This is a genomic window from Blastococcus sp. SYSU D01042 (assembly GCF_054050515.1).
Map to the genome: position 1 here is coordinate 96,808 of NZ_JBJGZM010000006.1, position 13,175 is coordinate 109,982.

Below are 13,175 nucleotides of genomic sequence, written 5' to 3' on the forward strand. Positions count from 1 at the left end.
GTCAGGAGTCTGCCCAGCGTCTCCGCTGGTCAGCGCCCCGTCGTCGGGGTTCACGGGCGCTTCGGGGTTCGGGTGACCGAGGGGTCGGCCCACGCGCCGTGACCCTGTCGTCCGGTGCGGGGCGACGGCGACGCTAACAGCCTCGTCCACAGCCCGGCAACGACGGCGACGCCGCTCCGGGCGCGTCGCGGCGGCGCGCCGTACCGGGGTACGGCCGGCGCCGGGAGATCATCGGTGGTCCGCCGTAACCCGGCGACCGTCGGCCGGGCATCACCGGTCGGCACATCTCGGCTATGCTGTCGGGAGTCCGTGACGGCTCCCGCCGCCATGCCCGCGTGCGCGGCGCTGGTGCGAGCGTTCCGCCGCGGAAGACCAGCTTCCGGGGTCCGGGGCGAGGACGGCACGCGCCGTCCGTGCCGGCACCCCCCGCGCGTCCGCCCACCGGTGGCGCGCACCGCCGAACGTGATTGTGGGAGTACATCGTGAGCAAGCGCACCTTCCAGCCGAACAACCGTCGCCGGTCCAAGACCCACGGCTTCCGGCTCCGGATGCGCACCCGCGCGGGCCGCGCGATCCTCGCCGGCCGTCGGCGCAAGGGTCGCGAGAAGCTCTCCGCCTGACGTGCTGCCCGCGCAGGCACGCCTGCGCCGGCGCCCGGAGTTCACCACCGTCGTCCGCTCCGGCCGACGAGCCGGGCGGCCGACCATGGTGCTCCACTTCCTCCCCGAACGGCCCGCGCACGCGGGCGGTGAGCCGGTGCGCGGCGCGCATCCGGCGGTGCCGTCCGGTGCACGGGCCGGTTTCGTGGTCGGCAAGGCCGTGGGGAACTCCGTCGTCCGCCACCGCGTCACCCGCCGGCTGCGGGCCGTCGTCCGGGCGGAGCTCGACCGGCTCCCGGCCACCGCGGACCTCGTGGTGCGCGCCCGGCCCGAGGCGGCGACCGCCGGCTCGGACGTGCTGCGCCGCGACCTGAGCAGGGGTCTGGACCGGCTGCTCCACGACCGGGAGCGCCGGTGAGCCGGCGGTCACCGGTGCGGCGGGCGCTGCTCGCCGTCATCGGCTTCTACTCCCGGGCGATCAGCCCGGCGCTGCCGCCGCGCTGCCGCTTCCACCCGACCTGCAGCGCGTACGCCGCCGAGGCGATCGAGCGGCACGGCGCGGCGCGCGGGAGCTGGCTGGCGCTGCGGCGGATCCTGAAGTGCGCCCCCTGGCACCCCGGCGGCGTCGACCTGGTGCCCGCTGCTCCCGGAACCCGCGAGACCGCCCACGCGTCGAGCACTGCGGTGCCGGCTCCGGGGGCACCCGATCCCGCACGTGCCACCCCGCCGGCCTCGCGCCGGGCGAACGAGGAGACCTCCGTTGCTTGACTGGCTGTACACCGCGATCGCCTGGGTGATGGCCCGGTGGCACGACCTCCTCTCCACCTTCCTCGACCCGGCGGGCGGGCTGACCTGGGCGCTGTCGATCGCGCTGCTCGTCGTCACCGTCCGGCTGATCCTGTTCCCGCTGTTCGTCAAGCAGGTGAAGTCGCAGCGGGCGATGCAGGAGCTGCAGCCCGAGATCGCGAAGCTGCGCAAGCAGTACGGCAGTGACCGCCAGGGCATGAGCCAGGCGATCATGGCGCTGCAGAAGGAGCGCGGGGTCAACCCGCTGGCCGGCTGCCTGCCGATCCTGCCGCAGATCCCGATCTTCATCTCGCTCTTCCACGTCCTGCGCCGGCTGGCCCCCGACAAGGAGGGCCTGTACAGCTGGACCGACGAGATGACCGACCAGGCGGCCCGCGCCGACCTGTTCGGGGCGCCGATCTCCTCGTCGTTCAACATGGACGGCGCCAAGGAGCAGGCGATCCTGGCCCTGGACGGGGTCACCTACGGCAGCATCCGCACCGTCGCGCTCGTGCTCATCCCGCTGATGTGCCTGACCACCTTCTTCACGCAGAAGCAGGTCATGAAGCGCTCCGGCCCGGTCGAGGGCCAGGCCGCCACGGTGCAGAAGCTGCTGCTCTACGGCATGCCGCTGAGCCTCTTCGTCACCGGCTTCTTCTTCCCCATCGGCGTCCTCATCTACTGGGTCGTCAACAACGCCTGGACCTTCGGGCAGCAGTTCTTCATCCTGCGCAAGATGCCGCCGCCCGGGTCCGCCGCCGCCAAGGCGAAGGCCGACGCCGGCAAGCCCGTCGTCGACCCCAAGACCCTCGCCCCCAAGCCCGGAGCCAAGCCGGTCCGCCCCAAGCAGGGCAAGGCCGCCACGGTGGCCCCGGAGAGCACCGTGGACCTGCCGGACGGCGCCACGGCCACCGGCGCGACGGCCGCCGGCGCCGACGGCCGCCCCGCAGCACCGTCCGGGAACGGCGCCGGCAACGGCCCGCGCGGCGGTGCCGGCCGGGCCGGGCAGGGCCCCGCCAACCGGGGCAAGCGCAAGCGCCGCTGACGGCGCACCTCCGGACCGCGGTCCGGACCACGACCACCGGGCGAGTCCCGGATGCCCGAACCGACACTGGAGGACCTCCGTGAGTGCCCCGCAGCAGCACACCACCGACAGCGCCCCGGCGCTCCCGGACGCCGACGCGGCCAGCGACGACGCGCTCGTCGAGGCCGCCGACCTGGACACCGGCGGGGCGGGTGGGGCCCGGGGGGCCGGCGCGCCGCGTGGGGAGGCCCTGCTGGTGCAGGAGGGCGACGTCGCCGGTGACTACCTCGAGCGCCTGCTCGACATCCTCGACGTGGACGGCGACATCGACCTCGACGTCGAGGGCGACCGCGCGTCGGTGGCCATCGTCGGTGGGCGGCTCGACGACCTCATCGGCCAGGACGGCGCGACCCTCGAGGCGCTGCAGGAGCTCACCCGGCTCGCCGTCGCCCAGTCCACCGGCGTGCGCAGCCGGCTGATGCTCGACGTCGGTGGCTTCCGCGCCAAGCGCCGGGCCGACCTCACCGCGCTCGCCGGTGAGACCGCCCGCCGCGTCGCCGGCAGCGGCCAGCCCGAGCGGCTCAGCCCGATGAACCCCTTCGAGCGCAAGGTCGTCCACGACGTCATCGCCGGCGTGACGGGCGTGCACAGCGAGTCGGAGGGCGAGGAGCCCAACCGCCGCGTCGTGGTCCTCCCCGACAAGTGACCGGACCGGTCGACAGCACGCCGGCCGCCCCGCCACCGCCCGCGGTGGCCGGGGAGGTCTTCGGCGACGCCCTGCCGGCCGCCGAGGCGTTCGTCGCCAAGCTCGCCTCCGACGGGGTGACCCGCGGCCTCATCGGCCCGCGCGAGGTGCCCCGCCTGTGGGAGCGGCACGTGCTCAACAGCGCCGCGGTGGCCGAGGCCGTGCCCCCCGGCGCCCGCGTGGTCGACGTCGGCAGCGGTGCGGGCCTGCCGGGCATCCCGCTGGGGCTCGCCCGCCCCGACGTCGCGCTCACCCTGGTGGAACCGATGGCCCGGCGCGTGGAGTTCCTGCAGGAAGCGGTCACGGAGCTGGCCGACGGGCGTCGCGCGCCCTGGCGGGTCGTGCGCGGCCGCGCCGAGGAGCGGTCCGTCGCCGGCGCCGTCGGTGCCGTCGATGTGGTGACGGCGCGGGCTGTCGCGCCGCTCCCCCGGTTGGTCGGCTGGTGCCGGGGGCTGCTGCGGCCGGGCACCCAGCTGGTCGCCCTGGTCGGCGCCCGGGCGCTCGACGAGCTCCCGGGGCTGGTGCCCGAGCTCGAGGCGGCGGGCATGCGCGACATCCACCCGCGGGCGGTCGGTGCGGAACTGGGCGCCGCTGCCACTACCGTGGTGGTCATGACACGCGGAGCACGGTGACGGCACTCCTCCGCGCCACCGCGGGGTGCCGTTCCACGCTCCTGTTCCACGTGGAACGAGGGAGCGTGTCCGATCCGTTCCACGTGAAACGCCAGCAGGAGGGACTTCGATGACCGACCCGGGCGAGCGGCTGCGCAGCAGTCTCGCGGCCGACCAGTCGTCCTCCGGGGGCGGGGCGGACTTCGACAGCCCGATCGCGATGGAGGCCCTCCGGGCCACCCGCGTCCTGCACGCCGCCGACCAGGATCCCTTCCCGGCGCCGGCGCGGATCCGCGTGATCACCATCGCCAACCAGAAGGGCGGCGTCGGCAAGACGACGTCCACGGTGAACCTCGGTGTCGCGCTGGCCCTCTACGGGCTGCGCACCCTGGTCATCGACCTGGACCCGCAGGGCAACGCGAGCACCGCCCTCGGCGTCGAGCACACCGTCGGGACGCCGTCGATCTACGACGCCCTGGTCGGGGACAGCACGCTGACCGAGGTCGTCCACAAGACGACGGCGAGCCCGCACCTGCTCTGCGTGCCGGCCACGATCGACCTGGCGGGCGCGGAGATCGAGCTCGTCTCGGTCGTCGCCCGCGAGCACCGGCTGCGCCGGGCGATCGAGGGGTACGTCGCCGCGCTCCCGCCGGAGAAGCGCCCGCACTACGTGCTCATCGACTGCCCGCCGTCGCTGGGGCTGCTCACGCTGAACGCGCTGGTCGCCGGTGACGAGGTGCTCATCCCCATCCAGTGCGAGTACTACGCGCTGGAGGGGCTCGGGCAGCTGCTCAACAACATCGACCTGGTGCGGCAGCACCTGAACCCGGGCATCGCCGTCCGCACCATCCTGCTGACCATGTACGACGGGCGGACCAAGCTCGCCGACCAGGTCGCCGACGAGGTGCGCAACCACTTCGGCGACGTCGTGCTGGACGCGGTGATCCCCCGCAACGTGCGGGTGTCCGAGGCCCCCGGCTACGGGCAGTCGGTGCTCACCTACGACCCCGGGTCGCGCGGCTCGACCAGCTACGTCGAGGCCGCCCGGGAGCTCGCGCACCGCGGGGTCGACCTGCCGCCGCTCGAGCGTGCGAGCACGCCGAGTTCGGCGACGGCGTTCGCCGTCGCGGAGTCCCCGGCACCTGGTACGCACCGACCGTCGGTGACCGCCGACGTGAGCGAGGAGCAGCGATGAGCAAGCGCGGTGGACTGGGTCGCGGACTGGCCGCCCTGATCCCGACCGGCCCTCCCCCGTCGGCTCCCGTCGCGGCCGCTCCCCCGCAGCCGGCTGCCCCGGCGACCGAACCGGCTCCGCCCGAGGAGAGCCCGGCGTCGCCGGTCTCCCTGGTCCCCCCGCCGGCCGAGCCGACCCCGGCCGACCGGACCGAGGACGCCGCCGCGCCGGCCGCCGCCGTGCCCGCTCCGGCTGCCGACGCGGGCGGTGCCCTGGGCGTCCCCGGCGCGCAGCTCCGCGAGGTCGCGGTCGACGACGTCGTCCCGAACCCGAAGCAGCCGCGGCAGGTCTTCGACGACGAGGCGCTGGAGGAGCTCAGCCACAGCGTCAAGGAGTTCGGCCTGCTCCAGCCGATCGTCGTCCGGGAGAACCCGGGTACCGACGGCGGGCCGGTCACCTACGAGCTCATCATGGGTGAGCGCCGGCTGCGCGCCGCCCGCACGGCGGGCCTGGAGGTCGTGCCGGCGATCGTCCGCGACACCACCGACGACGCGATGCTGCGCGACGCCCTGCTGGAGAACATCCACCGCGTCCAGCTCAACCCGCTCGAGGAGGCCGCCGCCTACCAGCAGCTGCTGGAGGAGTTCGGCGCCACCCACGAGGAGCTCGCCAGCAAGATCGGGCGGAGCCGCTCGCAGGTCACCAACACCATCCGGCTGATGAAGCTGCCGGTGAAGGTGCAGACCCGCGTCGCCGCCGGGGTCATCTCCGCGGGGCACGCGCGGGCGCTGCTCGGCCTGGCCGACGCCGAGGCCCAGGACGCCCTGGCCACCCGCATCGTGGCCGAGGGCATGTCGGTGCGGGCCACCGAGGAGGCGGTCGCCATGGCGGCGGCCGAGCGGCCCACCGCCAAGCGCCGGGCCCGGAACATCTCCGCCCCCGGGGTCGAGGAGCTCGGCTCGCGACTCTCCGACCGCTTCGAGACCAAGGTCAAGATCCAGATCGGCCGGTCCAAGGGCAAGATCGTCGTCGAGTTCGGCTCGGTCGACGACCTCCAGCGGATCATCGGGGTGATGGCCCCGGAGATCACCGGGCGCCGCACGGAGCCCTGACCAGCGCCTGCCACGAGAAGGGCCCCATTGCGTCACCGACGCAATGGGGCCCTTCTGGTAGGACGCGGGCTCAGCGCGGGGTGGATGCCCGGGAGGCGAGCAGCCGGGCGATGACGTCGCCGAGCTCGTAGCCGGCGGCTTCGATCGCCATCGGGAACATGGACGTCTCGGTGAGCCCCGGGGAGACGTTCACCTCGAGGAAGTGCACCTCGCCGTCCGGGGTGATGATCGCGTCGGTGCGGGACAGGTCGGCGAGGCCGAGGACCTCGTGCACCCGCACGGCGACGGCGGCCGCCCTCGCGGCGACGTCGTCGTCGATCCGGGCGGGCGCGTGGTACTCGGTGAGCCCGGGGGTGTACCGAGCCGTGTAGTCGAAGACGCCGGACTCCGGTGCGATCTCGACGGCCGGGAGCGCCTGCGGGCCGTCGCCCAGGTCGACGACCGCCAGCGCGACCTCGACGCCCTCGACGTACCGCTCGACCATCACGGTGTCGCCGTAGGCGAAGCAGCTGACCATCGCCGCCGGCAGGTCCTCGACGCGGTTGGTCCGCTGCACGCCCAGCGCCGAGCCGCCGGAGGCGGGCTTGACCATGAGCGGCAGGCCGAGCCGGGCGACCATCAGGTCCAGCACGGTGCCCGCGCCCAGCTCCCGGAAGGTGCTGTGCGGCAGGGCGACCCAGTCCGGCGTGGTCACGCCCGCGGAGCGCACGACGGACTTCGCCGCCGGCTTGTCCCACGCGAGGCGGCAGGCGGCCGCGGGCGAGCCGACGTAGGGCACGCCGGCCAGGTCGAGGACCGCGCGCAGGGCGCCGTCCTCGCCGGTCGCCCCGTGCAGCGCGATGAAGACGGCGTCGGCGGGCGCGGCGGCCAGGCCGGGCAGCAGCTCGGCGTCGGCGTCCCGCAGCTCGGCGTCCAGACCGGCGCGGGTCAGCTCCTCCACCACCTGGGTGCCCGAGGAGAGGGAGACCTCGCGCTCGAAGGTGAGCCCGCCGGCCAGGACGACGGCGCGCAAGGGGTGCGCCTCGTCCGCGGGTGCGGCTGCCGGTGCGGGTGCGGACTCGGTCATCGGCCGTCCTCGTAGGCGTTGCTGTTGGCGGGCCCCACGATCGTGCCGGAGCCGCTGAAGCCGGCGTCGGCGCCGGGCCGGACGGCCCGGAAGCTGCCGGTGTCGACGGCGTCGAAGGTGCTGTGCAGGTCCAGCTCGGCCTCGATGACGCGGGCCAGCCGGCGGACGCCCTCGCGGATCTGCTCGGGCTCGGGGTAGCAGTAGGACAGCCGCATGTACTCCTGGCCGCTGCCGTCGGCGTAGAAGCCGATGCCCGGCACGTAGGCCACCAGCGCGTTCACCGCGCGCGGCTGCATGAGCTTGGCGTCCAGCCCCTGGGGCAGCTTGAGCCAGACGTAGAAGCCCCCGGCCGGTCGCGTCCAGGTGGTGCCGGCCGGCATGAGCGCCTCGAGCGACTCGAGGCAGGCGTCGCGGCGCTCCCGGTAGAGCTCGGTGAACAGCTTGATCTGCTCCCGCCACGGCTGGGTGTCCAGGTACCGGGCGACGGCGTACTGGGTGAGCGAGGGCGGGCAGAGCACCTGCGCCTCGGTGGCCAGCACGAGCTTCTCGCGGACGGCGAGCGGCGCCAGCACCCAGCCGACCCGCAGGCCCGGGGAGAACGTCTTGGAGAACGAGCCGAGGTAGACGACCCGCTCGGAGTTGCGGGCCCGCAGCGCGCGCAGCGGCTCCTGCTCGAACCCCAGCAGCCCGTAGGGGTTGTCCTCGATGATCAGCAGGTCGTACTTCTCGGCCAGCGCCACGATCGCCTGGCGCCGGGGCTCGGTGAGCGTGACGCCGGCGGGGTTGTGGAAGTTCGGGACCGTGTAGAGGAATTTGACCCGGTCGCCGTTGGCGCGGCACTCGACCAGCGCCGCCTCGAGGGCCTCGGGGATCAGCCCGTCGTCGTCCATGGCGACGTGCCGGACGCGCGCCTGGGCGGACTGGAACACCCCGAGGGCGCCGACGTAGGACGGCGCCTCGGCCAGGATGACGTCACCGGGGTCGACGAAGACGCGGGTGACGAGGTCGAGGCCCTGCTGGGAGCCGACGGTGACGACGACCTCGCTGGGCGAGGCGTCGGTGATGCCCTCGAGCGCCATGACGTCGCAGATGCGCTCGCGCAGCCGCGGATCGCCCTGGCCCGAGCCGTACTGCAGGGTCTGGGCACCCATGCCGGAGACCAGGTCGCCGATCATCGAGCCGACGGCGTCCAGGGGGAGCGCGGTGACGGCGGGCATGCCGCCGGCCAGGGAGACCACCTCGGGCCGGCTCACCACGGAGAACAGCGCCCGGATCTCCGAGCTCTTCATCCCGTGGGTGCGTGCTGCGTACCGGTCGGCCAGCGGGTCCAGCCGCGGGTGCCGCGGGGAGGGGTGGGGCGCACCGCGGTGCGCGCCCTGCTGTCCGGGACCGGCCGACGAGCCGGGCGGGAGAGTGGCCACCGGTGAAGTCTAGGCCCGGGGGGAATCGGAATCCGGGACGCGGAGGGGACCGACCCGTCACACCGTCCTCCCTCACCGCCGAGCGGGGGCGGGGGGCGGGTGGTCAGCCCACGGGCAGGACGAAGGTGCCCGTGGGCGGGTCGGCCTCGGCGGGGAGGAACAACCGCTGCACCGCGGCGAGCACGCCCTGGGCGACCGAGCCGCGGAGCCGGGCGTCGAGCAGCAGCAGCCGGTCGACCGGGTGGGTGAGGTAGCCGCAGTCCAGGCGGACGGCGGGCATCCGGCTCATCCGCAGCAGGTCCCAGGTCTTGGCGTGCGAGCCGAGGTCGAGCATGCCGGTGCGGGCCACCACCTCGCGGCGGGCCAGGTTCGCGAACTGCTCGCCCACCGTGGAGGAGGCCCCCGAGCCGGTGCCGTAGTAGTAGCTGGCGACCCCGCGGGCGTGCTCGGAGCCGTGCGCGTCCACGTGCAGGGAGAGGAAGAGGTCCGCGCGGGCGTCGTTGGCGAACGCGGTCCGCTCGGCCGCGCTCGGGTTCTGGTCGCGGCCGCGGGTGAGGTAGACGGTGGCGCCCGCGGCGGCCAGCCGCCCCTCGATGCGGGAGGCGAGGTCGAACACCAGGTCGGCCTCGGTCGTCTCGCCGTGCACCAGGCCGGGGTCGCTGCCGCCGTGCCCGGGGTCGACGACGATCCGGCGGCTGATCAGGTGCGGCCCGCTGTCGACGAAGGAGGCGCTCTGCCGCAGCAGCTGGGGGCGGCCGCCGGTCACCTTGCGGCCCAGCTGGCGCAGCGCCCGCAGGGTGGCCGGCCCGCACGTGCCGTCGGAGGTGAGGCCGTAGTCGCGCTGGAAGGCCCGCAGCCCGCCCTCGGTGTCGACGCCGAAGACGCCGTCGACCGGGCCGGCGTCGTAGCCGAGCTCGTGCAGCCGCTCCTGCAGGTTGATGACGTCGTCGCCGCGGATGGGGCGCTCCGGGTCGAAGCGCAGCAGCCGGTCACCGAGGGACCAGCGCGCTTCGTTGAGCGCCCGGTAGGTCTCCTCGCCGACCCGGCCGTCCACCGACAGGCCGCGGTTCTGCTGGAAGTGCCGGACGGCGAGCTCGGTCGGCTCGTCGAACACCGCGGCGTCCAGGGCGACGTCGGGCAGGGTCGTCATGGCCTGCGGCGGGCGCGCCGCCGCCGTGCCGTCGCCGTCGGGCAGCAGCCCGAGGCTGCGGAGGGCGGTCTGCACGTCCGCGACCGCTGCTCCGCGGTCGCCGAGCCTCAGGATCTGCATTCCGGTGTTGGCTCCCATCGTGCCCACGATTGTCGTCCCCGGCGTCCGTCGCGGCCCAGCCGGGGTACCCCCGGACGGCGACGGGTCCACCTGCCCGGGTGGGGCAGGTGGACCCGTTGTCACGCTGCGTGCATCCCCTCGGGGACGGGCTCGCTCAGATGTAGTCGGCGAGGTCGCTCAGGATCGCGCCCTTGGGCTTGGCGCCGATGATGCTCTTCACCGGCTTGCCGCCCTGGAAGACCGTCATGGTGGGGATCGACATGACCTGGTAGTCACGGGCGATCTGCGGGTTCTCGTCGATGTTGAGCTTCGCGATCGTCAGCTTGTCGCCGTGCTCGGCGGCGATCTCCTCCAGCACGGGGGCGACCATCTTGCAGGGGCCGCACCACTCCGCCCAGAAGTCGACGAGCACGGGCTTGTCGCTCCCGAGCACGTCGCTGGCGAAGCTGGTGTCGGTGACCGTCACGGTGTTGCCTGCCATCGGTCGTTCTCCCTCTCGATCTCTTGCTCGAAGTCCTGCCCGGTCCAACCGGGCGGACGGTGGTTGTATGCCCGCGCTCAGCGGGTCAGCGCTCGTCGAAGGTGTCGGCGAGCCAGCGCTCGGCGTCGATGGCCGCGGCGGCGCCGGTGCCCGCCGAGGTGATCGCCTGCCGGTAGATGTGGTCCACGACGTCACCGCAGGCGAAGACGCCGTCGATGTTGGTCCGGGTCGAGGGGTGCTCGACCTGCACGTAGCCCTCGTCGTCCAGCTTGAGCTGGCCGACGAACATCTCGCTGCGCGGGTCGTGCCCGATCGCCACGAACAGGCCGCTGACCGGGAGGGTCTCGGTGGCGCCGGTGGTGCCGTCGGTCAGCTCGACCGCGGAGACCGTGCTGTCGCCCAGCACCTCGGTGACCTGCTTGCCCAGCGCCCAGCGGATCTTCTCGTTGTCCCGCGCGCGCTTCTGCATGATCTTGGAGGCGCGCAGCTCCTCCCGCCGGTGGACGACGGTGACGCTCTTCGCGAAGCGGGTCAGGAAGGTCGCCTCCTCCATCGCCGAGTCACCACCGCCCACGACGGCGATGTCCTGGTCGCGGAAGAAGAAGCCGTCGCAGGTGGCGCAGGCGGAGACGCCGCGGCCGAGCAGGCGCTGCTCGTTCTCCAGGCCCAGGTAGCGGTACTTGGAGCCGGTCGCGACGATGACCGCGTGCGCGCGGTGCACCTCGTCGCCGACCTTCACGATCTTCGGGGTCGCGGTGAGGTCGACCTCGGTGACGTCGCGCGGGACCAGCTCGGCGCCGAACTTCTCGGCCTGCGTGCGCATGTCGTCCATGAGCTGCGGGCCCTGGATGCCTGCGGGGAAGCCGGGGAAGTTCTCCACCTCGGTGGTGGTCATCAGCGCACCGCCGAACTGCGAGCCCTCGAACACCAGCGGGTGCAGGTTCGCGCGGGCGGCGTACGTGGCGGCGGTGTAGCCGGCCGGGCCGGAGCCGATGATGATCAGGTCGCGGATGCCGTCGTGCTCGGCCGGGGGGATGACCGGGTCGACGATCTCCTCCGTCGTCACGGCGGGACCGGGGGTGGGGGAGTCACTCACAGGCGGCACAACGACGATCGTAGGTGCGGCATTCCGCGGCCGCCCCGGGGCGTCAGCCCGCCGTCTGGACCGTGACCTCGCCGATCTGGGCGGTGAAGCCGTCGCCGCTCTCGACCAGACCGGTCACCCACAGCAGCACGTAGCGGGCCTCGACGGCGTCGTCGAACGCCAGCTCGCTGGTCTCCTCGAGGGTGCCCGACGCGGCGGGGTCGAAGCCCTCGAGGTCGCCGGCCGCGGCGTCGGCGGTCCGCACCTCGACGGTCGCGCCGGGGGCGGGGGTGGTGACGGTGACGCCGGCGAGGGACTGCGTCGAGCCGAGGTCGTAGAGGATGCCGACGCCGGACTTGAGGTTGCCGAAGGCGGCCGAGCCCCGGTAGGTCACGGTCGACCAGGCCGTGGCCGGGTCGCCGTCGTAGGTCAGCGGGACGTCGCCGTCGTTCTCCGGCTCGCCGTCGCCCTCGGGGTCGAAGATGTCGGCGTCCTGGATGGCGGCGCCGGGGCCGGCCGGTGCGGCGGCGCCGTCGTCGGGCTGCGCGCCGTCGGTGGGGACGGTGATCGAGGGGGTGGACTCCTCGTCGACCGAGCCCGCGACCGAGAGCAGGCTGGTGCCCACCCACCAGGCCAGCCCGATGACGACCAGCAGCGCCAGCAGGGGCAGCCCCACGACGAGCATCCGGTGTCGGCGGGCGCCGTCCTCGTCCTCGTAGTGCTCCGAGCCGGTCGGCGGCCCGGTGTACAGGTCGTCGGACAGCGGCGGCAGCGCGCTGCCACCACCGGCGTAGGCGCCCGAGGCCGGGGGGACCGACCGCGCGTCGACGGTGTCGCCGCCGTGGACCGCCGGCGCGATGACGGTGTCGCTCGCGCCGGCCGCGCGCACGGGCGGCACCGGCGGGAGGGTGTCGGGGTCGAGGCGGACCGGCTCGGCGGCGGGCTCCTCGGACCGGCGGTCCCGGAGCCGGCTCATCCAGCCGTTGGCCTCCTCGGCCCGCGAGGGCTCGGCGGCGGGCTCCTCGCCGCGCGGCGCCTCGGCGCGGGAACTGCCGCCGGTGGCCGGCCGGGAGCGGGGGCGCTCGGCGAGGATGGCGGCCATGGCGGCCACGCTGGACAGGGCCTGCCCGGGCTCGGTGGAGCGGGCCCGCCGGGCCAGCGCCACTAGGTCGGAGGGCCCGCGCAACGGGCGCGGCTCGGCCTCGCCGGGGCGCAGCCCGGTGAGGCAGGCGTCCAGCAGAGCGCCGAGCGCCGCGACGTCGCCGTCGATCGTGCCGTTCGCGGCGGGCACGCCGCGGAGGCCCACCAGGCCGTTGGGGCGCAGCACGACGTTCTCCGGCGTCAGCCCTCCGACGGCCAGCCCGACGCGGTGGGCCTCGGCGACCCCGTCGGCCAGCCGGCGCAGCACGGTCCGCACCTCGCGCTCGGGCAGCGGGCCCTCGGCCAGCCGCTGGGCCAGCGGCTCGCCGTCGATCCACTCGTTGACGACATAGGCGGCGCCCCCGGGGGCCTGCGGGTCGCCGCTGCCCTCCGAGGCGTCGTAGACCATGGCCAGCGCGGGGGTGGCCAGGCCGCCGGCGGTCAGCGCCCGGGTGATCCAGGCGTGCGCGGCCGGGCCGGCGGGGGTGTGCACGCGGACGGCGACGTCGCGGTTGAGCACCCTGTCCTTGGCCCGCCAGGTCTGGATGACGCCGGTCTCGGTGTGCTCGTCGGGCCCGACCTGGTCCAGTGGCCGGTAGCGCTCCGGGAGGCCGGTGACCGTGGACGTCATCGACACTGTCGACCTCCTGTCCTGCTCGGGC

The 13,175-nt window shown here is 74.4% G+C and carries 14 protein-coding genes; 8 read left to right on the forward strand and 6 right to left on the reverse strand.

Annotated elements, in window-relative coordinates; genetic code table 11:
* Positions 1–482 precede the first annotated feature (482 nt).
* The 8 genes from rpmH (at position 483) to ACI79H_RS12685 (ending at position 6,051) form a co-directional block, all read left to right on the forward strand.
* Complete coding sequence (gene rpmH, locus ACI79H_RS12650) at positions 483–620, forward strand: 50S ribosomal protein L34 (RefSeq protein WP_040338882.1); 138 nt, start codon at positions 483–485, stop codon at positions 618–620.
* Position 621: 1 nt separating this feature from the next.
* Positions 622–1,017, forward strand: coding sequence for a ribonuclease P protein component (gene rnpA / locus ACI79H_RS12655; RefSeq protein ID WP_456554748.1), 396 nt, complete (start codon positions 622–624; stop codon positions 1,015–1,017).
* Positions 1,014–1,367 (forward strand): membrane protein insertion efficiency factor YidD, encoded by a 354-nt coding sequence (gene yidD, locus ACI79H_RS12660; RefSeq protein WP_456554749.1) that lies wholly within the window; start codon positions 1,014–1,016, stop codon positions 1,365–1,367. The genes rnpA and yidD overlap by 4 nt, the downstream gene beginning before the upstream one ends.
* Positions 1,360–2,430: a membrane protein insertase YidC gene (gene yidC, locus ACI79H_RS12665; RefSeq protein ID WP_456554750.1), complete on the forward strand. Its 1,071-nt coding sequence runs from the start codon at positions 1,360–1,362 to the stop codon at positions 2,428–2,430. The genes yidD and yidC overlap by 8 nt, the downstream gene beginning before the upstream one ends.
* Positions 2,431–2,509: 79 nt before the next feature.
* Entirely contained in the window at positions 2,510–3,115 is a 606-nt protein-coding gene (locus ACI79H_RS12670) for a Jag family protein (RefSeq protein ID WP_456554751.1), read from the forward strand.
* Entirely contained in the window at positions 3,112–3,786 is a 675-nt protein-coding gene (gene rsmG / locus ACI79H_RS12675; protein ID WP_456554752.1) for a 16S rRNA (guanine(527)-N(7))-methyltransferase RsmG, read from the forward strand. The genes ACI79H_RS12670 and rsmG overlap by 4 nt, the downstream gene beginning before the upstream one ends.
* Positions 3,787–3,895: 109 nt before the next feature.
* Positions 3,896–4,960: a ParA family protein gene (locus tag ACI79H_RS12680; RefSeq protein ID WP_456554753.1), complete on the forward strand. Its 1,065-nt coding sequence runs from the start codon at positions 3,896–3,898 to the stop codon at positions 4,958–4,960.
* Positions 4,957–6,051 carry a ParB/RepB/Spo0J family partition protein gene (locus ACI79H_RS12685; protein ID WP_456554754.1) on the forward strand — a complete coding sequence of 365 codons (1,095 nt, stop codon included), beginning with the start codon at positions 4,957–4,959 and terminating at the stop codon, positions 6,049–6,051. The genes ACI79H_RS12680 and ACI79H_RS12685 overlap by 4 nt, the downstream gene beginning before the upstream one ends.
* A gap of 70 nt (positions 6,052–6,121) precedes the next feature.
* On the opposite strand, the gene ACI79H_RS12690 is transcribed toward ACI79H_RS12685, so the two are convergent.
* The 6 genes from ACI79H_RS12690 to ACI79H_RS12715 form a co-directional block, all read right to left on the reverse strand.
* Positions 6,122–7,117 carry a D-alanine--D-alanine ligase family protein gene (locus ACI79H_RS12690; protein WP_456554755.1) on the reverse strand — a complete coding sequence of 332 codons (996 nt, stop codon included), beginning with the start codon at positions 7,115–7,117 and terminating at the stop codon, positions 6,122–6,124.
* On the reverse strand, positions 7,114–8,538 hold the full coding sequence (locus ACI79H_RS12695) for an aminotransferase-like domain-containing protein (protein WP_456554756.1): 1,425 nt from the start codon (positions 8,536–8,538) through the stop codon (positions 7,114–7,116). The genes ACI79H_RS12690 and ACI79H_RS12695 overlap by 4 nt, the downstream gene beginning before the upstream one ends.
* Before the next feature lie 103 nt (positions 8,539–8,641).
* Complete coding sequence (locus tag ACI79H_RS12700) at positions 8,642–9,826, reverse strand: N-acetylmuramoyl-L-alanine amidase (RefSeq protein ID WP_456554929.1); 1,185 nt, start codon at positions 9,824–9,826, stop codon at positions 8,642–8,644.
* Positions 9,827–9,962: 136 nt separating this feature from the next.
* Positions 9,963–10,289, reverse strand: a complete 327-nt coding sequence (trxA, locus tag ACI79H_RS12705) for a thioredoxin (RefSeq protein WP_089338036.1) — start codon at positions 10,287–10,289, stop codon at positions 9,963–9,965.
* 85 nt (positions 10,290–10,374) lie between these two features.
* A complete protein-coding gene (gene trxB, locus ACI79H_RS12710; RefSeq protein WP_456554757.1) occupies positions 10,375–11,355 on the reverse strand; it encodes a thioredoxin-disulfide reductase in 981 nt (326 codons plus the stop codon).
* A gap of 82 nt (positions 11,356–11,437) precedes the next feature.
* Positions 11,438–13,144 carry a hypothetical protein gene (locus ACI79H_RS12715; RefSeq protein ID WP_456554758.1) on the reverse strand — a complete coding sequence of 569 codons (1,707 nt, stop codon included), beginning with the start codon at positions 13,142–13,144 and terminating at the stop codon, positions 11,438–11,440.
* Positions 13,145–13,175: the final 31 nt, after the last annotated feature.